This is a genomic window from Nocardia sp. NPDC051052 (assembly GCF_044456045.1).
In the GTDB taxonomy this organism is placed as follows: domain Bacteria; phylum Actinomycetota; class Actinomycetes; order Mycobacteriales; family Mycobacteriaceae; genus Nocardia.
The window spans coordinates 507,304-532,464 of the sequence record NZ_JBITFL010000003.1; the positions used below are offsets into that span (position 1 = coordinate 507,304).

Below are 25,161 nucleotides of genomic sequence, written 5' to 3' on the forward strand. Positions count from 1 at the left end.
CGCGCGTCCGAGCTGTCGAGACTCGCGCCTGCGGCGCATGCGCTTCGACAGCTCGGACGCGCGACGGGCCGCGAACGGTCAATGCTCGATCTCGCTGCGCTCGAAACCGGGGGTCTGGCGAGGGGTTCGGTAGCGGGTGACGCGGCGGCACCGAGCGGTACAGAGCGAGTGATACTGCGTGTTGCCCATGGCGCAACCGGGGCCGCTGTCTGGTACAGACACACGCGCTGGACCAGGCACTAGGCGGATCCCTCGGGCGCGATCTCAGAACGGGTTATAGGCTCGCGAGCGTGGGAGTACCAACAGCAGTGCCTCTTTCGGCGGAGCCGAAGCTGGAAACAGGGTGGCCGAAGCGCGCGGAAAAGGCCCGCTTGCACTATGTCTCCGGAAAGGGAGGCACCGGCAAGTCCACGGTGGCCGCGGCACTCGCATTGGCGTTGGCCGCGGGCGGGCGCCGGGTGCTGTTGGTGGAGGTGGAGAGCAGGCAGTCCATTGCCCAGCTGTTCGATCTGCCGCCGCTGCCGCCCACCGAGACCAGGATCGCCACCGCCGACGGTGGCGGCGAGGTGGTCGCGCTCGCGCTCGACATCGAGCACGCGTTCCTCGAATACCTGGACATGTTCTACAACCTCGGCTTCGCGGGCCGGGCGATGCGCCGGATGGGTGCCATCGAGTTCGTCACCACCATCGCGCCCGGTCTGCGTGACGTCATCCTGACCGGCAAGATCAAGGAAACCGCAGTCCGGGTGGACAAGTCGGGCAAGCGGGTCTACGACGAGATCGTGGTGGACGCCCCGCCGACCGGCCGGATCGCCGGGTTTCTCGACGTCACCCAGGCCATGCTGGAGGTGGCCAAGGGCGGACCGATCGCCTCGCAGGCCGAGGGCGTTTCCAAGCTGCTGCACTCGGATCAGACGATGATCCACCTGGTCACCCTGCTCGAGGCGCTGCCGGTGCAGGAGACCGCCGACGCCGTCGCGGAGTTGAAGGCGGCGGATCTGCGCATCGGCACGGTGATCGTGAACCGCGCCACCGAGGGGCAGCTGCCGTCCGAGCTGCGTGCCAAGGCCGCGCAGGGCGAGCTGGACACCGATGCCGTCCGCGCGGGTTTGGCTGCGTCGGGGATCACCTTGGCGGACAAAGACTTCCAGGGGCTGATCACCGAAACCATCGAGCACGCGGCGACTTTGCAGGCGCAGGACGACAGCGCCGATGAGCTCGCCAAGGTCGACGTGTCTCGCATGTATCTGCCCGCGTTGCCGGAGGGCATGGACCTCGGTGGCCTCTATGAATTGGCCGAACATCTCAGTAAACAAGGGGTCCGATAGTGCGCGAGCGAACCAACAGCACAGCCGCCATCGGGGTGCTCATGACGGAGCCGAGCAGCGAGGCGCAGTCATGAGCACCCCGACCGTGGCCGCGTCGCTTGATGTTTCGGACATCATCAATGATCGGACCGCGAAGGTAGTGGTCTGCTGCGGCTCGGGCGGCGTCGGTAAGACGACCACCGCCGCCGCGATCGCGTTGCGCGCGGCGGAGCAGGGTCGCAAGGTGGTCGTTCTCACCATCGATCCCGCCCGGCGGCTGGCCCAGTCACTCGGCGTCGCCGACCTCGGCAACACCCCGCAGCGGGTGCCGCTCGGCCCGGAGGCCAAGGGCGAGCTGCACGCGATGATGCTGAACATGCGGCGCACCTTCGATGACATGGTGCTCGAGCACACCAGCCCGGACAAGGCCGAACAGATCTTCGCCAACCCCTTCTATCAGACCGTCGCGTCCTCGTTCGGCGGGACGCAGGAGTACATGGCGATGGAGAAACTCGGTCAGCTGGCCGGGCGCAAGGAGTGGGACCTGATCGTGGTCGACACGCCACCGTCGCGCAACGCGCTCGACTTCCTGGACGCGCCGAAGCGGCTCGGAAACTTCTTGAACGGCAGGATGATCCGGGTCATCATGGCGCCGGGCCGCGGCGTCACCAGGCTGGTGACCGGCGCGATGAGCCTCGCGGTGCGCGGGGTGTCCACCATCGTCGGCGGGCAGATGCTCAAGGACGCGTCGAACTTCCTGCAGTCGCTGGATTCGTTGTTCGGCGGCTTCCAGGATCGGGCGGACCGCACCTACGCGATGCTCTCCAAGCCGGGCACCCACTTCCTGGTGGTTGCCGCGGCGGAGCCGGACGCGCTGCGCGAGGCGTCGTTCTTCGTCGACCGGCTGTCCACCGAGCGAATGCCGTTGGCCGGACTGGTCCTCAACCGGACGCATCCGGCACTCAGTTCGCTCTCCGGCGGTCACGCGTTGACGGCGGCCGAGCAGTTGGCCGAAAGCGATCCGCTCACCTCGGCCGTGCTGCGCATCCATGCCAGGCGGGTCGCCACCGACAAGCGCGAACAGCATCTGCTGCACCGGTTTACCGGAGCGCATCCGCGGGTACCGATTGTGGCGGTGACCGCGTTGCCGTTCGAAGTGTCGGATCTGGCGGCGCTGCGCGCGGTCGCTGACCAACTGACCGGTAACCGAGCATCTGCTTGATACATAGACGCATCGGCTATCGCACCCGGAAGTAATTGCGCTTTAAACGGAACTGAGCCCGCGTCAGCAGGCTCAGTTCCGAATGGTTACCGGGGCTACATTGCCACCTGATGCTGGCGCTGGGCCTGGAAGAAGTCGGCCCAGGAGGTCACCTCGGGATGCTGCTTGAGCAGCGCGCGACGCTGCCGCTCGGTCATACCGCCCCACACTCCGAACTCCACTCGATTGTCGAGGGCGTCGGCACCACACTGCATCAGCACCGGGCAGTGCCTGCAGATCGTCGCGGCTTTGCGCTGCGCAGCCCCGCGGACGAACAACTGATCGGGATCCACTTCCTTGCATCGGGCCTGGGCTACCCAGGCGATCCTTGCTTCGGCCTGCTCCACGTCCAATCGAGCGATGGGGGTTGTCATGTGCATTTGGTGTGCCCCTTTGCAGTCCGAACACCGGGTCAACGGCGCTCCAGAATCGCGTGTCAGCGTCGCAGCAACCCAAACCCCGCTGCGAACTGCACCACATTCCACTTTGAGTGTTAGCTCTATCACACTGGGTTCTCAATCTAGGTAAAGGTATGGGCCTAGCGCAAGACCGCCCCCGGAATTTTTGGTACGTCCGTCCCTGCAAAATGCCGCAAGCGGCGGCAGGTCCGGCACATTCGCGGCGCGCCGTCCCGCGACACGCCAGACTCGCCCCCGCGACACGCCCAATCGTTCGGACGAATCGCCTTCGGGTAAACGCACGGAAGAGCGCTCGGACCCCACCCCGTAGGCTGGGGTTCGTGCCGATCACACAAACGCTCGCGAGGCTGGCCGGCAGCTGCGTGCTGGCCGCCGTGCTCGTCGCCGGGTTGATGTTCCCGCTCGCAGGTGGCTTCGGATTCGTCTCGAACCGGGCCGCCGATGCCGTCGACAACGTGTCCTCGGAACTGGTCGAGGGCACCGCGCCCGCCGTCTCGACCATGGTCGACGCGAATGGAACACCGATCGCCTGGCTCTACGAGCAACGCCGCTTCGAAGTTCCCAGCGACAAGATCTCCAACGACATGAAGCTGGCGATCGTCTCCATCGAGGACCGGCGCTTCGCCGAACACGCAGGTGTGGACTGGCAGGGCACGATGCGCGCGTTCCTCACCAACACCAGCAGCGGCGAGGTCCAGCAGGGCGCGTCGACGCTCGACCAGCAGTACGTGAAGAACTTCCAGCTGCTCGTCGTGGCCAAGACCGACGCCGACCGCCGGGCCGCCATCGAGACCACCCCCGCGCGCAAGATCCGCGAGATCCGGATGGCGCTCACCCTGGACCGCGAGCTGACCAAGGACGAGATCCTCACGAGGTACCTGAACCTGGTCCCGTTCGGTAACTCCTCCTACGGCATCCAGGACGCGGCGCAGACCTACTTCGGCGTCGACGCCTCCGACCTGAACGTGTCCCAGGCCGCGATGCTGGCCGGCATGGTGCAGAGTTCCTCGAAGCTGAACCCCTACACCAACTCCGAGGGCGTGCTGGCCCGGCGTAACACCGTGCTGGACACGATGATCCAGAACATCCCCAGCCGCGCCGACGAATTCCGCGAGGCCAAGAGCAAGCCGCTCGGTGTGCTGCCCGAGCCCAAGGGTTTGCCGCGCGGCTGCATCGCCGCCAACGACCGCGGCTTCTTCTGCGACTACGCGATGCAGTACCTGGCCAACGCGGGGATCAGCAAGGAGCAGATCGACAAGGGCGGCTACCTGATCAAGACGACACTCGACCCGGCCGTGCAGGACTCGGTCAAGCGCTCGGTGACGGACTCGGCCAACCCGAACCTCGACAACATCGCGCAGGTCATGTCCGTCGTCGCGCCGGGCCAGGATTCGCATCCGCTGCTCGCGATGGCGAGCAGCCGAACCTACGGCCTGAACCGCGACGGAAACGAAACCGTGCAGCCACAGCCGTATTCGATGGTCGGTGACGGCGCAGGCTCGATCTTCAAGCTCTTCACCACCGCCGCGGCCATGGAGAAGGGCCTCGGCATCAACGCCCAGCTCGACGTGCCGAACCGCTTCGAGGCCAAGGGCATGGGTAACGGTGGTGCGCGCGGCTGCCCGCCGGCCACCTACTGCGTCGAGAACGCGGGCAAGTACAAGTCGCCGATGTCGGTGACCGAGGCGCTGGCGACCTCACCGAACACCGCGTTCGTCAAGCTCATTCAGGCCGTCGGCGTGACGCCGACCGTCGACATGGCGGTGCGGCTCGGCATGCGCTCCTACACCGAGGCGGGCAGCTCGGGCCACGGCAACCAGAGCCTGGCCGACATGATGAAGGAACAGAACCTCGGTTCGTTCACCCTCGGCCCGGTCGCGATCAATCCGCTCGAGCTGTCCAATGTCGCCGCGACCCTCGGCTCCGGCGGCAAGTGGTGCCCGCCGAATCCGATCAAGGAGGTCGTCGACCGGTCGGGTAAGCAGGTGCCGCTCACCCAGCAGGCCTGCGAGCAGGTCATCGAGCCCGGCCTGGCCAACACCCTGGCCAACGCGATGAGCAAGGACGACACCAGCGGCACCGCGGCGGGGGCGGCCCAGTCGTCGGGGTGGAACGCGCCGGTGTCCAGCAAGACCGGCACCACCGAGACCCACCGCTCCTCGGCCTTCCTCGGCTTCACCAACTCGATGGCCGCCGCCACCTACATCTATGGCGACAGCCCGACGCCCGGCGAGATCTGCTCGTTCCCGCTGCGCAACTGCGGCGACGGAAACCTGTTCGGCGGTAACGAACCCGCGCGGACCTGGTTCAACTCCATCAAGCCGGTGCTCAACCGTTTCCCACCGCCCGGGCTGCCGCCGCTGGACGACAAGTACGTCCGCGGCTCGAACAACGCGCAGGTGCCCGACGTGGCCGGACAGACCCAGGGCCAGGCGACCGCCACGCTGGTCGGCGCCGGCTTCCAGGTGACGCCGGTGACCGGGCCCGGCGCTCAGGCGAAGGGCACCGTGATGGGGACCTCGCCGAACGGGTCGGCGATTCCGGGTTCGGTGATCACGCTCTACATCAGCGACGGCACGCAGCGGGCCGCGCCGCCGCCGGGCCCGCCACCGGCTCCGCCGGGGATCCCGGGGCTGCCGCCGCCGCCACTGTTGCCGCCCATCCCGATCCCCATCCCGATCCCACGATGACGAAAAGGGCCGCGAACCAATCAGGTTCGCGGCCCTTTCACGTGGCACTCACCACGTCAGAGTCGGGACTTCACGGCTGCGGACAGGCGCGAGCCATCGGCCTTGCCCTCCGCGAGCGCGGTGGCGACCTTCATGACCTGGCCCATCTGGCGCATGCCCGGCCGCTCGCCGAGTTCCTCGGCAACCTGCGCGATCGCGGTGTCGGCGACATCGGCGACCTCCGCCTCGCTGAGCTGGGTTGGCAGGTATTCGTCGATGATCCTGGCCTCGGCGTGTTCGTTGGCGGCCAGCTCTCCGCGCCCGTTCTGGGTGTAGATCTCGGCCGACTCGCTGCGCTTCTTCGCCTCTTTCTGCAGCACGGCGATCACGTCGGCATCGGAGAGTTCGCGCGCCTCGGAGCCTGCGGTCTCGGCCGTCTGAATGGCGGCGAGCAGCATCCGCAGCGTGGCAAGACGCAGCGTGTCCTTGGCTTTCATCGCGGCGGTCATGTCCGTCCGCAGTTGCGCTTTGAGTTCCGACATGAGGCTCACGGTAGCCGGTCGCTCGCAACCCGCCCACCACATTTGCGCAGCTGCGACGAATCGTGGCGCTGTTTCGCGGGGTGGGTCGATGGCCGCAATGCAAGCGCTTGTGCCTAAACACACTCGGCGTTCCGCAACGGGGTCACCTATGCTGGGCAAATGCCCGTAATCTCGACCTCTGCTGTCCGCACGACCGCGTTGGGAGCCGCCGGGGCGGCCGTGGCCGGAATCGGCTACGCCTCGTTGGTCGAACGCAACGCCTTCGTTCTGCGGGAGGCCACGATGCCGGTCCTTGCGCCGGGGTCGTCGTCGCTGCGGGTGCTACACATCAGTGATCTGCACATGACGCCAGGCCAGCAGCGTAAACAGCAGTGGCTGCGCGAGCTGGATCGGCTGGAGCCGGATCTGGTCATCAACACCGGTGACAACCTCTCGCACCAGAAGTCGGTACCCGCGGTAGTCCAGGCCCTCGGCGGATTGCTTTCCCGCCCGGGGCTTTTCGTTTTCGGGAGCAACGACTACTTCGCGCCGGTGGCGAAGAACCCGATGAAGTACTTCAAGAAGGATCACCGCCGGGTCTACGGCGCCCCGCTGCCGTGGAAGGACCTGCGCGCGGCCTTCACCGAGCGCGGCTGGCTCGATCTGACGCACATCCGCCGCGACCTCGAGGTCTCGGGCATCCGGATCGCCACCGCGGGCGTCGACGACCCGCACCTGCACCGCGACCGCTACGACACCATCGCCGGCGCGCCGAACCCGTTGGCCGACTTGCGCATCGGCCTCACCCACTCCCCCGAGCCGCGCGTGCTCGATCGCTTCGCCGAGGACGGCTACGACCTGGTGATGGCCGGGCACACGCACGGCGGTCAGCTGTGCCTGCCCGGGTACGGCGCGCTCGTCACCAACTGCGGCATCGATCGGTCCCGGGTCAAGGGCGCGTCCAAGTGGGGCGAGCACACCCAGCTGCACGTCTCCGCGGGCGTCGGTACCTCGCCGTGGGCGCCGTACCGCTTCTGCTGCCGCCCGGAGGCCACCCTGTTGACGCTGGTCGCCGCGCCGCCGAAGCGGCCGTCGGCCGACACCGGCCAGGGCGTGTCCACCTCGGAGGCCGTCGCCCGCTAAGGTCGCGTGCCGAGACGTGTGTCAGGCAGGGGACAACTGTGAGTGGATTCGACGACCGGCGCAACGACCCGACCGTTCTGGGCCAGCCCGGTGCGGCGCACCCATATCAGCAACAGTCATACGGCGCAGACCAATCCGATCCGGCCGGGTCGGACGCGGAAACCGCCGAGCAGCCCGCACCGCCGCGGCCGTGGAAACGGGATTCGGGTTTCCACGAGCAGGTGCGATGGCCGCAACCGGCGGCAGCGCCCGATCCGACCGTCCAGTGGCAGCCGGGGGCGAACGCACCGAGCGCCGACCCCACGGTGCAAGGGCAGCCGGAGCAGGCGCCCAACTATCAATGGCAGCCGAGTCCGACCGGCCAGCCCGCGCAGTGGCAGCCGGGCGGATCGGCCCCAGCATCGAACCCGCAGTGGGGCAACGCCGGGTCGGCTCCGGCCACGAACGCACAGTGGCAGCCGGGTGGATCGACTCCGGCATCGAACTCGCAGTGGCAGCCGAGCAGTGGCGGTGCCACACCCAGCGCACAGTGGCAGCCGGCCGGCGGTCAGCAGTGGCAGGCCCCCACCGTCGGCCGCGCCGACCCGACCCTCATGGCACAGCCGGTCGCCGGTGCTCCGGCGCCGTCCGCGCAGTGGCAGGCACCGGGGCAGGCCGACCCGACGCTGTTGGCACAGCCACAGTCTCGCGGTACCGGTGAGCCGGTCGGCCTCTGGCAGCCGAGCCTCGGCGCCGCCGAGCCGAGCCCGGACGCGCCGGGCGAAGCGGCACCGACCATTCTCGGATATCCCAACGCCACGCGACTAGGCCAGCCCGATCCCACGCCGCAATGGCAGTCTGCGGCTCCCGCGCCGGCTTATGCCGCACCGCAGTACGGACAGCCGTCAGCCGGTGCGTACGCGCCACAGAGCGGGTTCGGCGGGCCGCCGCCACAGCACCTACCGCCCGGCCACGGCGCGAGCGGGCCACCGCCCAGCGGGCGCGGGAAGGCGATGCTGCTGATCGGATTGGTGGTGCTGCTGGTCGCCGCGGGCGCGGTGACCGCGGTGACGCTGGCGAAGCGCGGGTCGAACAATGCCGACTCGCAACGCAATTCGCCCTCCATGGTGAGCGCGCTCACCACCAGCGAGGGAGCGCAACCGACACCGTCGAAGACCACCACCGCGCCGCCGACCCCGAGCAGCTCGGGCCGCCACGAGAATCCGGTCGTCCCCGGCTACCAGGTCGTTGTCGCGCCCGACCGCGGCGCGGCCTACGACGTGCCGCAAGGCTGGACGATCGCACCGGAGACCGCCATCGGCGGGTTCGGCGAGCCGCCGAACGCGGTGGCGGGCAAGGGTTATGCCAGCGACGGCAAGGGCTACTGCCCCGGATCGACCCGGACCGCGTCGTTCCTCACCGGCTCGAAGGACGCCGATTCCGGTACCGCCGCAACCGATCTCGGCACCCGGACCGCCAAAGTCGCCTACACCGCCTCCGCCGACGCCCACCCGGCCCCACCCGTCCCGCTCGAATCGCTGGACGGTTCGCAGCGCGGCATGTTCGTGGAAACCAAGGGCACCGTCACCCAGGCCAAGCCCGGCTGCGCCACCGCGTACTCCATCTACACCGCCGCCTTCCCCACCGAAAACGGCAGCTTCGTCATGGTGATCGCCGCCGACACCGGCGTCCCCAACGCGCTCGACGCCGACACCGCCAAGCGCATCTTCACAAGCATCCGCCCGCACGACGCCTGACCTCCCGCCGGGAATACCCCGCTGAACAGGCGGTTTAACGTCTACACCGTCCTTGTTGTAAGGTAGTCCAGGTTCGATTCACGGGGTGTGGCGCAGCTTGGTAGCGCGCTTCGTTCGGGACGAAGAGGTCGCAGGTTCAAATCCTGTCACCCCGACTCGTGGTTGAGACGAACGGTCTGCCCCCTGCCCTCACCGGCAGGGGGCAGACCCGTTTCCGGAGCCTGCGGCGCGGGCAAACAGCAGCACGCGATCCCCATCCAAACGGTCCTTTCAGGGTCTTCCCCTATTGCGCGCCGAGTTAGTATGCGCCATATACTATCTGTCGGATACTTAATCTCACTCGATAACTGAAAGTCGGACACCCATGACCGATCAGCTGGTCGCGACTCGCGCCCGAATCCACGATGTAGACGCACTGCGCGGGTTCGCGCTGCTGGGGATCTTCATCGTCAACATCACGTTCATGTCCTCCGGGTATCCCGGCAATCTGGTGACCGACCCCGCCTTCGACTCCTCGCTCGACGACCTGGTTCGCGCGCTGTCGTCGGTGTTCGTCGACATGAAGTTCTATCTGCTGTTCTCGTTCCTGTTCGGCTACAGCTTCACGCTGCAGATGACCTCGGCGGCGCGGGCCGGCGCGGCCTTCGAACCACGCATGCTGCGCCGGATCGTCGGGCTGTTCGTCCTCGGCGTGCTGCACATCGTGTTCCTCTACAGCGGTGACGTGCTCACCACCTACGCGCTCGCCTGCCTCGTGCTGTTCTGGATGCGCGGAGTCGGCGATCGGACCGCGCTGCGGGTCGCCGCCGCGCTGTACGGGTTCGTCTTGCTCGGCCTGCTGGCGAGCGGCCTGCTCATGGACATGTCGGCGGTCTTGCCCTCGACGGCCGAGGCTCAGGACAACGGCAGGCAGGCCACCGCGGCGCTGCTCGGCGGGTGGAGCGACGTCATCGGGGATCACCTCGCCGGATTGCCACTGCTTGTCCTGCAAGCCATCACGCTGCAAGGGCCGACCGCGCTCGCCATGTTCCTGCTCGGCATGGTCGCCGGTCGTCGGAAACTGCTGGCGCGGGTGCGCGGCGACGAGCCGATCCTGCGCCGCATCCAATGGATCGGGTTTCCGATCGGCCTGGCGGGCAGCCTGATCTACACGATCGGCGGCGGTACCGGCAACGCCTTGCCCGTCGCGGTCAGCGTCCTCACCGCACCGCTGCTGGCCGCCGCGTACGTCGCGACCCTGCTGCGAGTTATGCACAGCCCGCGCACCGGCTGGCTGCGCGCGGCACTCGCGCCGGCCGGGCGGATCGCGCTGACGAACTATCTCGGTCAATCGGCCATCGGCTTGCTGCTGTTCACCGGCATCGGATTCGGTGTCGCGGGCCGTCTTTCACCGTTGGCGACGCTGGCGGTCGCGCTGCTCGTCTTCGCGGCACAGTTGGCGGTCAGCGCAGTGTGGTTGCGCCACTACCGATATGGGCCCGCGGAGTGGCTGCTGCGGTGGATCACCAACGCCCGCCGACCGGCGTGGCGCGCGGTGGAAAGCCGAACGGCGTAGCGAAGCAGTCGATTTTGGGTAGGCGCGGCCTGCATACTTGCTCTGCTGAACACCCAGCGGCGCAGACGGAAAGGCAAGGCCATGACCAAGACCGGTCCGCTCACCGGAAAGGTGGCCCTGATCACCGGCGGCGACACCGGGATCGGCAAGTCCATCGCCAAAACTCTTGCCGGACAAGGCGCGCGGGTGGTGATCCAGCATCCGCACGCGCCGGAGTCGGCCGCCGACGTGGTCAAGGAGATCACCCACGCGGGCGGCTCGGCGCTGGCCCTCGCGGCCGACATCGGCGATCGGGCCGAATACGAGGAGCTGATCCAGGCCATGCTCGACGAGTGCGGGCACTGGGACGTGCTGGTACAGACCACGGCGGCGATAACGGCGCCGCTGCGGGAGGTCTCCGATGAGGACTTCGACCTCGGCTTCGTCGCTCCCGCCAAAGCCGTTTTCTACGGCATACAACTCGCCGCGACCCACCTGTCCGACGGTGGCCGCATCATCACCGTCGGACGCTGCACCGCGCCCGGCAACGCCGTCGACAACGCCGCGATGAGCGCCATCGCGGCGTTCACTCGCGCGCTCGCCGCGGACTTCGCACCGCGGCGCATCACGGTCAACGCGGTCAGCCACGGCGCGGCGGCGAACCTCGCGGAAAAGGCCGAGCACGAAACGAGTTACGCCGCGGGGACGAAATTCCTCGACCGCGTCAACGCTTCAACCGAGATCACCGAGGCGGTGGCCCTGCTGGTGAGCGACGATGCCGAAGCGGTGACCGCCGAATACCTTCGAGTCGGCGGCGGCACCGCCTGAAAACTGCCGCTATGCAGGCAAACCGCCGGTGAAACCCGGGCAACGAGAACAGCGGGCCGAATCGGGTCGAACGGTAGCCGAACGACTCGATACGGCCGCAAGACTCCTCCTGAACGATCTCGATCCGGATCGTGCACACCGGGATCGCCTCGACCGACCGAGCAAACGCTTACGCTGTGTTTTATGACTCGTGTTACCGCGCAAGGGAGCACAGTGGGCAGCGCGATGGCGGCACCGTCGCCCGTATATCGGAGTGCCGAGCTTTCCGATCTCGTTGATGTCGCGGCGATCGAGGCCGAGCGCTTCGGCGACCAGGCCTACCCGTACTTCGTGTTGCGCCAGCTCTTCGACCTGCACGGTGCCAATTGGCTGATCGTGGAGGTCGACGGCATCGTCCTCGGCCATGTACTCGTCGCGCTCACGCCGGATCGCCGCGGCTGGCTGCTCAGCCTCGCTGTCCGCGCGCACAGTTGCGGCCGCGGTTACGGATCGACCCTGCTACAAGAAGCGATCAACCTATGTAGGCAGCGCGCGATGCGCAGCGTGCGCATCACCGTCCGCCCGACCAACCAGTCGGCATACAACCTCTACCGGCGCATCGGCTTCGCCTGGACCGGCTACGAAGAACGCTACTTCGGCGCAGGCGAACCGCGCGACGTGCTCGAGTACAAGCTCGCCAACGCTTAACCAAGAGAGCCGCGCCCGTCACCCACGGTGGCCCCCGTTACAGACCACCGAAGCCTCTCCGGCACAGGAACTCTCGACATTTCTTCAACGCTACCGATCCGCCGCTGGCCGCCTATAGGGCTGTGCCGCACGGAATTCCGATCACCAGCCTCCCATCCCCGCTGTCAACTCCGCCCATTCAAAGTGTGCGCCCGTTTCAGCGGATTGCCAAGAGCGCCGACCAACCGATCCGCACACCTCAATCCCCGCCGACCGGTTTCGCGATCAATCCGAGCCTCGCTCTCCACAACACTGAGCCTTCAGCGTCCGCGACACCGGCCCGTCCTAATGTCTTTAATTTAGAGCCATAACTGTACTTCTGTCCTAAGATTAGAGACATCATCGGCATTGGAGGACACGCGTGCTGTACGCGACACCCGAGCTCGATTCCACCGACCAGGCCGTGCTGACCGGCATCTACCGGCGGCGCGCCAGCCTCGCGTCGGCCATGCGGGTGCCGAAACGCTGGCCAGGGCTGCTGCGGCGCAATCTCATGGCCCGGGCCATCCGTGGCTCGAACAGCATCGAGGGCTACCGGGTCGAGACCGACGACGCGGCGGCCGCAGTCGATTACGAGGAAGCGCTGAGCGCCGATGAGCAGACCTTCGCCGAAATCCGCGGCTACCGGCAGGCGCTCGGATATGTGCTCACGGTGGCACAGAGTGCGGCGCCGGTCGACGAATCCACCATCAGGGCACTGCATTTCATGCTTCTCGGCCACGACCTCGCGAAGAGCCCCGGCCAATACCGCACCGGACCGATCTATGTGCGCGAGGACACCAGCGGCGACACCGTCTACGAAGGTCCCGGCTCGGCGCTGGTCCCCGGTTTGATGGCCGAGCTCGCCGATGCGCTCGAGACCGATACCGACCCGATCGTGGCCGGTGCCATGGCGCATTTGAACCTGGTGATGATCCACCCGTTCCGCGACGGCAACGGGCGAATGGCGCGGGCCCTGCAAACCCTGGTCGTGTCCCGCGGCGGGATCGCCGAACCGACATTCGGCAGCATCGAGGAATGGCTCGGCGTCAATACCGACGACTACTACCGCATCCTGGCGGTCACCGGGGCGGGCGCCTGGTCCCCGGAGCGCGACGCCGGGCTGTGGGTGAAGTTCAACCTGCGTGCCCACGATATTCAAGCGCAGACGGTCGAGGGCCGGATGCGTCGCACCGAACGCGCGTGGCTGCATCTCGACGACCTCATCGGCGCGCACAAGTTGCCCGAGCGGACCGCCGACATCTTGTACGACGCATTGATCGGTTTCCGCATCCGCCGACACGGTTATCTCACTCGCGCCCAGATCGACGAAAGAACAGCCTCCCGAGACCTCAAGGCATTGACCGACCTCGGACTTCTCGCCGCGCGGGGGGAGACTCGCGGCCGTCACTATGTGGCTGGTGCCCAGCTCGTCGAGCTCCGATCTGTTCTCCGCGAGGAGATTCCGCGGCACATCGTTGATCCGTTTCCGGGGCTCAGAGCAGAATTGGTCAAGCCGTGAACGAGAGCGCCGGCGGGCGAAATCGGCAGGGTGAGCGGATCCTTACGCCCCACTAACCTGTTGTCATATTGCTGAAACGCCAGATCCATAGCGTTTACCGGCATGTCGACACCCCACTGGCAGTGATCGGAGTCGGCCAGATGAGCACCGGCGGCCCAGACGGCAGTGCACTACCCACCGCGCGGGTGACCGCCGCGTATCGACGGATCGCCGAGGTGGATCGGCCCGAGGTGTGGATAACCCTGCGCCCGGAAAGTGAGGTCGCCGCCGAGGCGGCGGCGGTCGAACAAAGGCTCGCCGACGGTGCTTCGCTGGCGCTGGCCGGGGTACTGGTGGCGGTCAAGGACAACATCGATGTGGCCGGGTTGCCGACGACTGCGGCCTGCCCCGAATTCGCGTATACCGCCGAGGTGACCGCGGCCGCGATCGAGCGGCTGGTCGCGGCGGGAGCGATCGTGCTCGGCAAGACCAACCTCGATCAGTTCGCCACGGGGCTGGTCGGCACGCGCAGCCCGTACGGTGCCGTGCGAAACGCGCACGATCCCACGCTGATCTCCGGCGGTTCCAGTTCGGGCTCGGCGGTGGCGGTGGCGCTCGGCATCGCCGACCTCGGAATCGGCACCGACACAGCGGGTTCCGGCCGGGTTCCGGCGGCATTGCACGGAATCGTCGGCGTCAAAGCCACTCTCGGCGTGATTCCGGCGCACGGTGTCGTGCCCGCGTGCGCGGACTACGACGCGGTCACCGTTTTTGCCCGAGACCTCGCGAACGCGGTGGCGGCCGCGGCGGTGATGTCGGGTCCCGAACCGCGTGATCCGCGCAGCCGCGCCTGGCCCGCTGATGTCCGGCTGGCGGCGCCGCTGGCTGCGCGCATCGCGATTCCGCGCACCGCGGACCTGGCCGCGCTGAGCGGGCCGTATCGGGAGGCGTTCGCGCGCACCGCGGCCGTCGTCGCGGATTCCGGCGCGACGATCGAGGAGGTCGACATCTCCGTCCTGCTCGACGCCGCGCTCCTGCTCTACGACGGCGCGATCGTCGCCGAACGCTATGCCGCGGTCGGGACCTTCCTGGATACCGCACCCGCCGGCGCCGATCCCACGGTCGCCGCGATCATCGAATCAGCCGGAGCCACCTCAGGTCCCGCGTTCGCCGCCGATCTGGACACCCTGGCCCGCACCCGCGCGTCCGCCGCCGAACTGCTCATCGGTTTCGACGCACTGTTACTGCCGACTACCACCGAACACCCGAGTATCGCCGCGGTACAGGCGGACCCGATCGGCATCAACAGACGCTTGGGCACCTACACCAACTTCTGCAACCTCCTCGACATGGCGTCGATCGCGTTTCCCGGCGAATCCACCGCCGCCGGTGCGCCTTTCGGCGTCATGCTGGTGACGCCTGCCTTCGCCGACCAGGTCGCCGTCGATCTCGCCGCCCGCATACTCGGTGCCGAGACCGTACCGCTGCTGGTCGACCGTGGCGTCGACCTGGCCGTTTTCGGCGCACATCTGCGCGGCCAGCCACTGCACTGGCAGCTCGAACAGCTCGGCGCGCGCTTCGCCGGAGATATCCACACCACCGACGCCTACCGGCTGACCGCGCTGGACACCACACCCCCGAAGCCGGGACTCGTCCGGCATGGCGACGGGCTCGGTGCCCCCATCCCCGGTGAGCTGTTCCGCGTCTCCGAGGCCGGGCTCGGCAGCTTCCTCGCCGCCCTGCCCGCCCCCATGGCGTTGACCAGCATCGAATTGTCCGACGGCCGTTCGGTAATCGGCTTCGCGTGCACCTACGACGCCGCGATCATGGCCACCGACATCACCAGCTTCGGCGGCTGGAAGTCCTATCTCGAGCACGGCGCACAGCGCGCTTCCCTAGCTATGGGGAGCTAGCGCGGCTATCGCCGTGACGAGTTCTTCGCCGGTGGGCAGCGGACTGGTCGGATCGCTGATCCATTGCAGGGCTAGGCCGTTCATGAGAATGAAGTACAGCTTGCCGATCGCGCGGGCCTGCGGCTCGGTCAGCGCGGGGTGCATTTCGCTGATCAGCTCGGCGAATCCGGCGATCGCGTGCTCGTGGACGGACGCCATATGGTGCTGATCGGCGGCCATCGACCGGTGGCTGCGGATCAGGTTCTCGGCGCTGGCGACGATACCGTCGCGGTGGCGGGCGAAGAGTTCCTCGACGCCGGTCCAGGTCTCGGCAAACGCCTGCGCCCGTGATCGGTCGCGCGCCGCGCGCCGAATCCGCTCCGCCAGTTCGTCACCGAACACTTGTCCGGTCGCATGAGTGAAGGCCTCGGTGAGCAGGCGCTCCTTCGAGCCGAAGTGGTAGCCGATCGAGGCCAGGCTCACGCCCGCCTCGGTGGCGATGTCGCGTGCCGTCGTCCGGGCGAATCCGCGCTGATAGACGCAGGTGCGGGCGGCGGCGAGCAGTGCTTCTCTGTTTCCCATACCTCCACTGTACGGATGTCTTGAACAGTTGTACTAGACATATGTTCAAGATTGATGTAGACATATGTCTAAGACATTCAGACCAAGCAAGGGAAAAGATCATGAGCCTCAACCACTCCACCGAGCTCCGCGTCCTGATCGCCGGCGGCGGCATCGGCGGCAATGCGGTCGCGCTGCAACTGCTTCGGGCAGGCATCCGCCCCACCGTGGTGGAGCGGGCCGAGGCGCCGCGACCGGGCGGTCAGGCCGTCGACCTGCGCGGGCCGAGCCGCGAGGTGGCCGAGCGAATGGGCCTGATGCCCGGCATCCGCAAGTACCAGCTCGACGAGCGCGGCATGAAGTTCGTGGACGCCGCGGGCCGCGATGTGGTGCGGATGCCAACCGAGCTGTTCGAGGGCAAGGGCGGCGTCGCCGAAATCGAGCTCACCCGAGGCGATTTCAACCAGGTGCTGCTCGACGCGCTGGCGGTGGCGGGCGGTGTGGACTACCGCTACGGCGAGCGGATCATCGAGCTCGACCAGGATGAGGCGGGCGTCGAGGTCACCTTCGCCTCCGGCGAGCAACAGCGCTTCGACATCGTGATCGGCGCGGACGGTCTGCATTCCGGCACCCGCCGCATGGTGTTCGGTCCGGAGGAGCAGTTCTCGACCTACCTCGGCGGCTACATGTCCTTCTTCACCCTGCCGACCCCCGACAGCACGGAGAACAACTGGTTCACCATGCACTCGCTGGTCGGCGCGACCAATATCGGGCTGCGCCCCGACGCCGATCCGGCAACCTCCAAGGCCTTGGTCACGATCCGTACCGACGCCGATCCCGCACTGCGCCGCGATGTTTCGGCCCAGCAGGAGCTGATCCGGCAGCGGCTGGCCGGTGGCGGCTGGGAGGCGGCCAGGATCACCGCCGCCATGGCCGATGCGACCGACTTCTACTTCGACGACCTGGCCAGGATCGACATGCCGACCTGGTCGAAGGGCCGGGTCGTGCTGCTCGGCGACGCCGGCTACTGCAGCTCACCGCTCACCGGCAACGGCACCGCGATGGCGCTGATCGGCGCGTATGTGCTCGCCGGTGAAATCGCTACGCACGCAGGCGATCCCGAGCAGGCGCTGGCCCGCTACGAGGAGGTGCTCCGCCCGTTCATCGCGAAGGCCCAGGAACTCCCGCCGGGCGGCCTGAAGGCCATGACCCCCAAGACCAGCTTCGGGATTCGCGCGGGCCAGACCGTCAGCAAGCTGATGGCCTCGAAGGCGGTGAAGCCGCTGATGATGAAGATGCTCAGCAAGACCGAGTCCTACGACCTGCCCGATTACTCGGCGCAGACCGTCGACCGGTAGTCCGAACGCGCAACGACCGGAACCGTGCCGCACGGTTCCGGTCGTTGCCGTCTTACTCGACCGTCGTTCGCTGGTCGAGCAGGAACGGAAGTGCGAAGTTACGGAGCATCATTCGCTCGTCGTCTTCGCCAGTACCCGGCAGGGTCAGTAGGGACACCATCACCCGGACGAACCATTGGCCGAGCCGGCGGGCTGCGGTCGCGGGCAGGTCCGGCCGGAAGCCACTGACGAAGTCGGTCGCGAGGGTATCCACCACCTCGGACGAATTCGACAGCTGGGCAACGATTCCCGCATTGGCAGGCGCGAACCACACCGCAAGGTGCGGTGTTTTGCGGACTTCGGCGATCAACGCGGTGAAGCCATCCAACATTTGCTCGCCAGGGTCGTCGGCGGCCGTGACCGCAGGATCGCGCCATACCCGCTCGACCACTTGACGCGCCTCCCGACCGGCGAACGCGACATACAAGGCTTGCCGATTGTCGAAGTATCGATAGAGCGTCGCCCTGGAACACCCTGCGGCCTCGGCGACTTCGGCCATGCCGACGCCGCTGACGCCTTTATCGATGAACAACGCGCGCACCGCGTCGAGGATGCGCTCGCCCGCCAGCTCCGCGCGGCCGTCGGCCAACCAATCGCCGGTCATGCCACGCACCGGAAGGGGACGGTGGTCGGCCGACGGACGTAGGGGCCGGGAGCGTATTCGACCGCGTCGATATCCACCGCGAAGTTCGGAAAGCGATCGAGCAGTTCCTCCAGCGCGACTCGGGCCTGCATCCGCGCCGCGGCGGCGCCGAGGCAGTGGTGCGGACCGTGCCCGAAGGTGAGTATTCGCTGCGGATTCCGGTCGATATCGAGGTCTGCCGCATCGGCACCGAAGGCGCGTTCGTCCCGGTTGGCGGAGCCGAACACCAGCAGCACCTTGCGACCGACGGGAATTGTCTTGCCGCCCAACTCGACATCGCGGGTGACCGTCCGTGCCAATCCCTGCACCGGCGCGGTCAGCCTCGCGAATTCCTCTATGGCCGTGCGGATCTGGTCCTTGTCCTCGGCCAGCGCGGCCCGCTGCTGCGGATGTTGTTGCAGCAGTTGCACCGCGCCGCCGAGCAGACCGGTCGTGGTGTCGTTACCCCCGGCGACCATCGTCCAGGTGTAGGCCAGAATCTGCACCAGGCCACGCACGTCCGCGTCATCCGCCGCCTTGCCCGCCTGCACCAGCAGCGATACCGTGTCCTCCCCTGGATCGGTCCTGCGCCGCTTGATGAGTTCGGCGAAGTAGCCCATCATCGCCATCGAGGCGGGCAGTGCCTGGGTTTGCGCGCGATCGATGCTGCCCGCGACCACCGCATCGGTCCAGCCGTCGAAGCGGGCCCGCTCCTGCTCGGGTACCCCGAGGTAGTAGGCCACCACCATGCTCGGCAGCGGCTTGAACACCTGCTTGACGATGTCGCCGCCGCCCTCCTCGGCGATCCGGTCGAGGCGCTCGCGGACGAATCGGCGCACCACCGGTTCCACCTCGGTGACCTGGCGCGGGGTGAACCCGCGAACGACGAGTTTGCGAAAGTCGGTGTGCTCCGGCGGATCCTGCATGACCAGCGGCGGGTTGTCGGTGAGCCCGATCTGTGCCAGCTCGCCGTATTCCACGGTCAGCCCGTCGCGCGAGGAGAAGGTCTCGCTGTCCCTGGCCGCCGCGTACACGTCCTCGTGCCGGGTGAGCACCCAGTAATCGTTGTCGGGACGCGTCGGCGGCACCACGTGATGCACCGGATCCTGTTCGCGCAGTGCGGCATACATCTCCCAGGGCGACGTCCAGGTGGCGCCGGAGCGGAGCTCGAAGACGGGAGCGGGCCGATACGCATCGATCAACATGTAGTGACGGTAAGACAAGTAGGCAATTATGTCTAGAACAAGTTCTACTGGTGGCGCCGGGCCGATTACCCTCCGAAACCGGTCCGGCCGCCCTTTCGAGTCGGGACCGTCGCCGCGCACCCGCGGCCTCGCGCATTCGCGATGCGCAAGCGCCCTAAGCGGTTACCTTCAGCAGTGGCAACACGGTGCTCGTTGCCGGTCAGCTCCCGGAAGAGCCAGCGAAAAGCGTGTCCGGTGTCCCGAGTGGCCCGCCGAGCCGGTCACCCCTCGTGGACCGGCCCGGCAAGCACCCTTCCCCCGGAGCCCGACCTGTCAACCCCTCGAAGACAGGTCGCGCTCCGTTCCCCACCCCCGGCGGTGGCTAGAACACCGAAGCCCCGGAACCCCCCGCCCGGGGCGTTCGGTGTTGACACAAACAATGCACGCGCGGGCTTAGCACGGACTTAAGAACACCTTGCAGGGGCGAAGCCGCCGGTAATAAGGCCATGTGGGCGGCGAATGTGCCGGGTTTGTAGCAACTGGTCCCGGATAGCGGATGATGGAGGCAGGAGCGCCAAGGAGATTGGGAGCAACAATGGAAACCGTGGTGGTCTGGGCACTGGCCTGCCTGCTCTATTGGTGGGGCCTGCTGTAACCGTGGGCGGCAACCTGGTCGAAAACGACCAGGCCTACTACACTCTGTCGTAGAGTCGTGACATAGTCGTACGCGCGTCTCATCCGACTGGGTTACCGTGACTCACCCAACGACCGCCCGGCCAGATCTCGGCACCGGGCCTCGGCCAAAGTCAACGGACTCTCTTGGTTCGCAGCGATTTTCAAGATCGTCGCCGATCGGCATTGCCGGGCCGCGTGCCCGCCGAGCTCTCGCCTGACCGCGACGAGATCCGCTGTCCGCCACCATGAATGACGGACAGCGGCGAAACGTCAGCTCAGCGTTTTGACAGCGGTCTTGGTGACATCGGCGACCAGCTCGTTGCTCGGCTCGGCATCCTTGGCGGGCTTGCGGGACTGCACCGCGATGACCAGCGGCGCGCGGGCACCGTCGGGCCAGGTGACCGCCACGTCGTTGGCGCAGCCGTAATCGCCGGTGCCGGTCTTGTCGCCGGTGGTCCAACCGGCGGGCACGCCCGCGCGAATTCGCTTGTCGCCAGTGGTGTTCGCCTTCAGCCAACCGGTCAGCCGCTCGCGCTCCGGCGCACCGAGGGCATCGCCGAGCACGACCGCGCGATAGTCGGCGGCGAGCGCGGCCGGGGTGGTGGTATCGCGCTCGTCACCGGGGATCGCGGTATTGAGATCCGGTTCCCAGCGATCGAGACGGCTCACCTGATCGCCGAGGGTACGCAGAAAGTCGGTAAGCGCTTGGGGGCCACCAAGTTCGCGCAGCAGCAGGTTGCCCGCGGTGTTGTCGCTCTGGGTGATCGCGGCGTCGGCCAGCTGGGCGGGCGTCATGCCCTCGGCGACCTTGGTGCTGGTCACCGGCGAGTAGCTGAGCAGATCGGCGGCGGTGTAGTGGATGACCCGATCGAAGTAGCCGGTGTCGAGCGGGTGGGCCTTCAGCAGGGCCGCGGCGGCCAGTCCCTTGAAGGTGGACAGGAACGGGAAGCGCACGTCCCCGCCCGCGGCGACCGTCTTGCCGCTTCCGGTGTCGACCGCGAACAGACCGATCTGTGCGGCATATCGCTGCTCCAGCGCCGCGATCTCGGCGGCGGCGGAATTGTCGGCCTGCGTGCTGGCGCTTGGTGAGTCGGTATGCGCAGCAGGGGTATCGGTACCGCAGGCGGCGAGCAACGGTAGAACGAGCACGGCGGTGGCCAAGGCCACCCGGGAATCACGCGTCAGCCGAAACATCCCATCACTGTGGCAGGCCAGTCAACGGCCCGCAAACGGAACTTCGGTCCGCATGACCTGCGGCTATTACCGGGGCAGGTGCGTACCACCGGGGGGGCACGCACCTGCCTCGCGTTCGAACTACCGCGCCGCTCAGCCCTGTGCGGGCGGCGGCGTCGAACCGCCGTCCAGACCCGCGCGGACGCCCTCCTCGACCCGCTTGCCGAGACCGGGATCCACATTGGTCCAGTACTCGAAGACCCGGCTCAGCACCGGCTCTCGTACGCCGAGTACGTGCCCGACGATGTTGTTCACCAGTCGGTCGCGCTGTTCGTCGTTGAATACCTCGCGCACCAGGGTGCCCGCCTGGGTGAAGTCGCCATCCTCGGCGTGCCGCACGTAGCCCGCCCGCACCATCGTCGGGTCGAACTCCCACAGGCCGCCGTCGGGTGCCTGCGCCGGGTCGGCGTGCGGGCCGCCGAAGGAATTCGGCGCGTACACCGGCACGCTCGCGTCGTTGTAGAAGTACCGCATCGCGCCCTCCTTGGAGTAGGAGTTCACCTCCGCGGCCCTGGGCCGGTTCGGCGGCAGTTGCGCGTAGTTGGTACCGACCCGGTAGCGGTGCGCGTCCGCATAGGCGAACACCCGGCCGAGCAGCATCTTGTCCGGCGAAAAACCGATGCCGGGCACGACATTCGACGGCTCGAAGGCGGCCTGCTCGATGTCGACGAAGTAGTTGCCCGGGTTGCGGTTCAGCGTCCACTTGCCGACCTCGATCAGCGGGTAGTCCCGGTGCGACCACACCTTGGTCAGGTCGAACGGGTTGAACCGGTAGCCCTCGGCGTCGGCGACCGGCATCACCTGCACGTGCAGCGTCCAGCTCGGGAACTCGCCGCGCTCGATCGCGTCCCACAGGTCCTTGCGGTGATAGTCGGCGTTCTCGCCGGCGATCCGATCCGCGTCGGCCTGAGTGAGGTAGTCGATGCCCTGGTCGGTCTTGAAGTGGTACTTCACCCAGAAGCGCTCGCCCGCGGCGTTGATCCACTGATAGGTGTGCGAGCCGTAGCCGTTCATGTGCCGGTAGGTCTTCGGGATGCCCCGGTCACCCATCAGCCAGGTCACCTGATGCGCCGTTTCCGGGCGCAGGGTCCAGAAGTCCCACTGCATGGTGTGGTCGCGAAGTCCGTTGCCGGGCAGGCGTTTCTGCGACCGGATGAAGTCGGGGAACTTGATCGGGTCCTTGATGAAGAAGACCGGGGTGTTGTTGCCGACGAGGTCGTAGTTGCCGTCCTCGGTATAGAACTTCACCGCGAAACCCCGCGGGTCGCGCCAGGTGTCGGGGCTGCCCTGCTCGCCTGCCACGGTGGAGAACCGGGCCAGCGACTCGGTCCGGGCGCCCGGCTGGAACAGCTTGGCCTTGGTGTAGCGGCTGACGTCGTTGGTCACCACCAGCTCGCCGTAGGCGCCGGCGCCCTTGGCGTGCACGATCCGCTCCGGTACCCGTTCCCGGTTGAACTGGGCGAGCTTCTCGATGAGGTAATGATCGTGCAGCAGGATCGGGCCTTGGGTGCCCGCGGTGAGCGATTCGTTGTCGCTCTCCACCGGCGTTCCGGTGTTCGTCGTTGTCGGCTTGGTCATCTCGAAGCCTCCTCGTTGGCGCGAATGCCCCGGGGGTGGGCTGTACCCCCGGGGCTCGATCAGGATTGATGCCGCTCTTGCGGGCGGCACGTCGGGCACAGGCCCCAGAAAACGACCTCCGCCTCGTCGATCGCGAACCCGTGGTCGTCAGCGGGTTCCAGGCATGGGGCGCTACCCACGACACAGTCGATGTCGGCGACCGTGCCGCAGCCGCGGCACACCAGGTGGTGATGGTTGTCCCCGGTGCGGGTTTCGTAGCGCGCGGCCGAACCGGCCGGCTCGATACGCCGCAGGATTCCGGCATGCACGCAGGCCCGCAACACGTCATAGACGGCCTGCGTGGACACCGAACCCAGGGCTTCCCGAACGGTGGCGGCCACCCGATCCGCATCGGCGTGCGGCGTGGCGGCGACCGCGTTCAACACCGCGATCCGCGGGGCGGTGACCCGCAGACCGGCTGCGCGCAACTGCGCCTGCGCATCGGTGTGGTTGGTGTGCATGCGACCAATCCTCCGGATTTTCTGGAATTAGTCAAGAAACAGAATCAGTAAATATAAGCGCAGTTCGCGGCCCTGCACGCGGCAAACAACCACGGTCAGCGCTAGCGAAGTGTGCTGGAAAACACATGTGGACCAGCTCTGGCACTAGTCAGGTTCAGCGCGGCAGCGCGATGCCCGTGAGCGGCGGCTGGAATTTCGGCGCGCGACCGAAACGTGTGGGGCAGGTCACATTCGATGGAGCGGAATACTTCCGGGCTAATGGTCGTTGATCACCACTGTCGGCGTCCGGACAGCCCCGGGCCTCACCCCATTTGTCGCTACGAGCGACCACCCGCCGAGAGGCGCTTGTGGGACGTCGACGCGAGTCGTGACGCTGGCGTGGCGTCCGGCGACTCAGCGCCGCCAGGTTTAGTGACCTGGCGGCGTTTGTGTTTTCCGGCCCGGCTCGCCGCCTTGTTGGCCGGTCCTGGCGGGCTTGCGCGATAGCCTCGTCCGCATGGGGCGATTCGGTGGGTTCCTCGTTGGGTTCGCTGTGTTCTCGCTGGTCGCGGGCAATGTATTCGCCGGTAACGCGCAGGCGGCACCCAGCCGTGCGTCCGCCGAGGTGCGCTGCACGCCGCAGTCGGGACGCGAGTTCACGCGGGCGAAGCCCGAGCAGGTCGGCCTGGATGCCGAGCTGGTCGCCGACGCGCTGACCTTCGCCGCCACCCGAAATCGGTTGAATGTGCAGGTGTTCCGGCACAACTGCCTGATCGGCGAGGGACCGACGAACGCACAGACCGGGAACGTGGCGTGGAACATCTGGAGTTCCACCAAGAGCGTGGTCTCGCTGCTCGCCGGGATCGCGTGGGATAAGGGGAAACTCGACATCTCCGCACCCATCGATCGGTACTTGCCCCCCGGACTCGGCGATGCCGAGCATCGCTCGATCACCGTGGAAAACCTGCTCACCGAGTCCTCTGGACTGGCGGTCGGCGCGCTCACCGAGGGCATCACCGGGGTGGTCCCGATCGATCCGAACAGCGCGGTGCAGGCGCTGGGGATGCCGCTGGACCATCCACCCGGCACGACATTCAGCTACAGCCAGCGCAATGTCGATCTGCTCAGCTATGTCCTCGAATTGGTGGTCGGTGAGCCGTTGCAGCAATTCGCGCAACGCGAGCTGTTCGATCCGCTCGGCATCGAACGGGGCGACTACTACTGGGCGCGCGATCGCTCCGGGCACACCTACGGCTACGCACATCTGATGATCCCGCCGAACGATTTTGCCAAGCTCGGACTCCTCGTCAGCAACGACGGGCACTGGGGCACAAAGCAACTCGTCTCGCCACGGTATCTGCGGCTCGCGCTTCGACCGTCCTCGGCCAACGAATGCTACGGATATCTTTTCTGGCTGGGCCCCCACTGCGCGGCGCCGCTCTATAACGTGCCCGACGATGTGTTCATGATGGACGGACTCGGCATGCAGAACGTTTTCGGCATTCCGAGCCTCGACCTCACCGTGGTCTGGACCGGATTCTTCGGCAATCGCAGCAGCAAGGGCTTGACCGGCACCCTGCAGAACCAGGCCGAACTGCCGTACGAGTTCTTCCGCAAACTGTTCGCGGCCTTTCATGACCGGCCCATGCCCGACCTCGGCCCGTTCGTCGAGCCGCCGGTGCGATTGGACCCGAGAACGTATGTCGACCCGGACATTCTGCTCGCGGTGTTCGGCATCGGCCCCGGCGCGTACCCGGGCTGCAATATCTTCTCCTGCCTGGACTACCCGCTGGCCCCGCCGTTTTGGGATACCGCGCCGGGTTGCGCGATCCTCGCCTGCCTCGGCCCCGACGCCCCGGGTATCCGGTGAATTTCCGGCGCACCATAACTCGCCATTCGCCCGTCGCCGTCGACCT

20 protein-coding genes and 1 tRNA gene are annotated in these 25,161 nt (G+C 67.1%); 13 read left to right on the forward strand and 8 right to left on the reverse strand.

The window, feature by feature from the left end; genetic code table 11:
• The first annotated feature begins 308 nt into the window (after nt 1-308).
• Nucleotides 309-1,328 (forward strand): ArsA-related P-loop ATPase, encoded by a 1,020-nt coding sequence (locus ACIBCN_RS12690; RefSeq protein ID WP_396991893.1) that lies wholly within the window; start codon nt 309-311, stop codon nt 1,326-1,328.
• 70 nt (nt 1,329-1,398) lie between these two features.
• A complete protein-coding gene (locus ACIBCN_RS12695) occupies nt 1,399-2,529 on the forward strand; it encodes an ArsA family ATPase (protein WP_396991638.1) in 1,131 nt (376 codons plus the stop codon).
• Nucleotides 2,530-2,624: 95 nt separating this feature from the next.
• Here ACIBCN_RS12695 and ACIBCN_RS12700 read toward each other — a convergent pair whose 3' ends face one another.
• Nucleotides 2,625-2,948, reverse strand: coding sequence for a WhiB family transcriptional regulator (locus ACIBCN_RS12700; protein ID WP_014981178.1), 324 nt, complete (start codon nt 2,946-2,948; stop codon nt 2,625-2,627).
• A 431-nt stretch (nt 2,949-3,379) separates the two neighbouring features.
• On the opposite strand from ACIBCN_RS12700, the gene ACIBCN_RS12705 reads away from it, so the two are divergent.
• The gene (locus ACIBCN_RS12705) at nt 3,380-5,677 is read left to right on the forward strand and encodes a penicillin-binding protein (protein ID WP_396991894.1); all 2,298 of its coding nucleotides are present in this window, start codon (nt 3,380-3,382) and stop codon (nt 5,675-5,677) included.
• A gap of 56 nt (nt 5,678-5,733) precedes the next feature.
• Here ACIBCN_RS12705 and ACIBCN_RS12710 read toward each other — a convergent pair whose 3' ends face one another.
• Nucleotides 5,734-6,198: a GatB/YqeY domain-containing protein gene (locus tag ACIBCN_RS12710; protein WP_396991639.1), complete on the reverse strand. Its 465-nt coding sequence runs from the start codon at nt 6,196-6,198 to the stop codon at nt 5,734-5,736.
• A 159-nt stretch (nt 6,199-6,357) separates the two neighbouring features.
• Here ACIBCN_RS12710 and ACIBCN_RS12715 point away from each other — a divergent pair, with 159 nt between their 5' ends.
• The 8 genes from ACIBCN_RS12715 to atzF all read left to right on the forward strand — a co-directional run bounded on the left by ACIBCN_RS12715 (nt 6,358) and on the right by atzF (nt 15,537).
• A complete protein-coding gene (locus tag ACIBCN_RS12715) occupies nt 6,358-7,320 on the forward strand; it encodes a metallophosphoesterase (RefSeq protein WP_396991640.1) in 963 nt (320 codons plus the stop codon).
• A 38-nt stretch (nt 7,321-7,358) separates the two neighbouring features.
• Nucleotides 7,359-9,056 carry a hypothetical protein gene (locus tag ACIBCN_RS12720; RefSeq protein ID WP_396991641.1) on the forward strand — a complete coding sequence of 566 codons (1,698 nt, stop codon included), beginning with the start codon at nt 7,359-7,361 and terminating at the stop codon, nt 9,054-9,056.
• Nucleotides 9,057-9,137: 81 nt separating this feature from the next.
• Nucleotides 9,138-9,211: transfer RNA gene (locus tag ACIBCN_RS12725), tRNA-Pro, on the forward strand.
• 209 nt (nt 9,212-9,420) lie between these two features.
• A complete protein-coding gene (locus ACIBCN_RS12730) occupies nt 9,421-10,611 on the forward strand; it encodes a DUF418 domain-containing protein (protein ID WP_396991642.1) in 1,191 nt (396 codons plus the stop codon).
• A gap of 81 nt (nt 10,612-10,692) precedes the next feature.
• On the forward strand, nt 10,693-11,418 hold the full coding sequence (locus ACIBCN_RS12735; RefSeq protein ID WP_396991643.1) for an SDR family NAD(P)-dependent oxidoreductase: 726 nt from the start codon (nt 10,693-10,695) through the stop codon (nt 11,416-11,418).
• A gap of 183 nt (nt 11,419-11,601) precedes the next feature.
• Nucleotides 11,602-12,105, forward strand: a complete 504-nt coding sequence (locus ACIBCN_RS12740; protein WP_396991644.1) for a GNAT family N-acetyltransferase — start codon at nt 11,602-11,604, stop codon at nt 12,103-12,105.
• A gap of 400 nt (nt 12,106-12,505) precedes the next feature.
• Nucleotides 12,506-13,645 (forward strand): Fic family protein, encoded by a 1,140-nt coding sequence (locus ACIBCN_RS12745; RefSeq protein WP_396991645.1) that lies wholly within the window; start codon nt 12,506-12,508, stop codon nt 13,643-13,645.
• Nucleotides 13,646-13,785: 140 nt separating this feature from the next.
• Nucleotides 13,786-15,537 carry an allophanate hydrolase gene (gene atzF / locus ACIBCN_RS12750; protein WP_396991646.1) on the forward strand — a complete coding sequence of 584 codons (1,752 nt, stop codon included), beginning with the start codon at nt 13,786-13,788 and terminating at the stop codon, nt 15,535-15,537.
• Here atzF and ACIBCN_RS12755 read toward each other — a convergent pair.
• Nucleotides 15,520-16,098: a TetR/AcrR family transcriptional regulator gene (locus ACIBCN_RS12755; RefSeq protein ID WP_396991647.1), complete on the reverse strand. Its 579-nt coding sequence runs from the start codon at nt 16,096-16,098 to the stop codon at nt 15,520-15,522. The genes atzF and ACIBCN_RS12755 overlap by 18 nt on opposite strands.
• Nucleotides 16,099-16,199: 101 nt before the next feature.
• Between ACIBCN_RS12755 and ACIBCN_RS12760 the strand changes: the two genes are divergently transcribed.
• Nucleotides 16,200-17,435 (forward strand): FAD-dependent monooxygenase, encoded by a 1,236-nt coding sequence (locus ACIBCN_RS12760; RefSeq protein ID WP_396991648.1) that lies wholly within the window; start codon nt 16,200-16,202, stop codon nt 17,433-17,435.
• A 52-nt stretch (nt 17,436-17,487) separates the two neighbouring features.
• Here the strand turns inward: ACIBCN_RS12760 and ACIBCN_RS12765 are convergent, their stop codons facing one another.
• The 5 genes from ACIBCN_RS12765 to ACIBCN_RS12785 form a co-directional block, all read right to left on the reverse strand.
• Entirely contained in the window at nt 17,488-18,078 is a 591-nt protein-coding gene (locus ACIBCN_RS12765) for a TetR/AcrR family transcriptional regulator (RefSeq protein ID WP_396991649.1), read from the reverse strand.
• Nucleotides 18,075-19,301, reverse strand: a complete 1,227-nt coding sequence (locus tag ACIBCN_RS12770) for a cytochrome P450 (RefSeq protein ID WP_396991650.1) — start codon at nt 19,299-19,301, stop codon at nt 18,075-18,077. The genes ACIBCN_RS12765 and ACIBCN_RS12770 overlap by 4 nt, the downstream gene beginning before the upstream one ends.
• Before the next feature lie 924 nt (nt 19,302-20,225).
• Complete coding sequence (bla, locus tag ACIBCN_RS12775; RefSeq protein ID WP_396991651.1) at nt 20,226-21,149, reverse strand: class A beta-lactamase; 924 nt, start codon at nt 21,147-21,149, stop codon at nt 20,226-20,228.
• Between the two features lie 132 nt (nt 21,150-21,281).
• A complete protein-coding gene (locus tag ACIBCN_RS12780) occupies nt 21,282-22,766 on the reverse strand; it encodes a catalase (RefSeq protein ID WP_396991652.1) in 1,485 nt (494 codons plus the stop codon).
• Nucleotides 22,767-22,825: 59 nt separating this feature from the next.
• Nucleotides 22,826-23,266: a Fur family transcriptional regulator gene (locus ACIBCN_RS12785; protein ID WP_396991653.1), complete on the reverse strand. Its 441-nt coding sequence runs from the start codon at nt 23,264-23,266 to the stop codon at nt 22,826-22,828.
• 496 nt (nt 23,267-23,762) lie between these two features.
• Between ACIBCN_RS12785 and ACIBCN_RS12790 the strand changes: the two genes are divergently transcribed.
• Entirely contained in the window at nt 23,763-25,115 is a 1,353-nt protein-coding gene (locus ACIBCN_RS12790) for a serine hydrolase domain-containing protein (protein WP_396991654.1), read from the forward strand.
• Nucleotides 25,116-25,161 lie beyond the last annotated feature (46 nt).